The following is a 475-nucleotide window of genomic DNA, read 5'->3' as shown; positions in this document are numbered from 1 at the left end:
TTATACAGTCACTCAAAAAATAAAAAATGTACCACTAAAATTCGTTGCTTCAACTTTAATCGTTAGTTTGTTCATGTTCTGGATTGCTGCCGAATTAGTCATTTTCTTCCCTAAATTCGCTGATGGGAGTTTCTGGTTAACTTACGGTATGCTTTTCATTAGTGAATTAGCTTCAATGATCGTTGGCTCAATTGTTATCTATGCTGTTTCCAAAACTATTAATTTAACAAAATGATAGGATAATTAGAATATGAAATTTACAGCTGCTTTACATAGGATTATCATTGGAAAAAAAGAAGTTGGCGAAACAAATAATCCTGAAACAAAAAAAAGTTCTCATGAAGAAATAAAAAAACCAGTTGTTGACAAAAAAGAAAGTTCACCAATATCAATTAATCATGTAGACAATGATGAAAAAGCAATTGATAGTTTCACATTTGGTCAAACTGCTCAACAAGCTCAACAAGCTCAACAA

General features: G+C 30.9%; 2 pseudogenes. Both read left to right on the top strand.

Annotated elements, in window-relative coordinates:
* Positions 1-235 (top strand): annotated as a pseudogene (locus KH893_RS11865) (QueT transporter family protein); the annotation flags it as partial.
* A 15-nt stretch (positions 236-250) separates the two neighbouring features.
* Positions 251-475: pseudogene (locus KH893_RS11860) on the top strand (hypothetical protein); the annotation flags it as partial.

The sequence above is a fragment of the Liquorilactobacillus sicerae genome, from assembly GCF_029916425.1.
Lineage (GTDB): Bacteria > Bacillota > Bacilli > Lactobacillales > Lactobacillaceae > Liquorilactobacillus > Liquorilactobacillus sicerae.
Note: the sequence above shows the minus strand (reverse complement) of the source record. Positions and strands in the feature narration are given on the sequence as shown.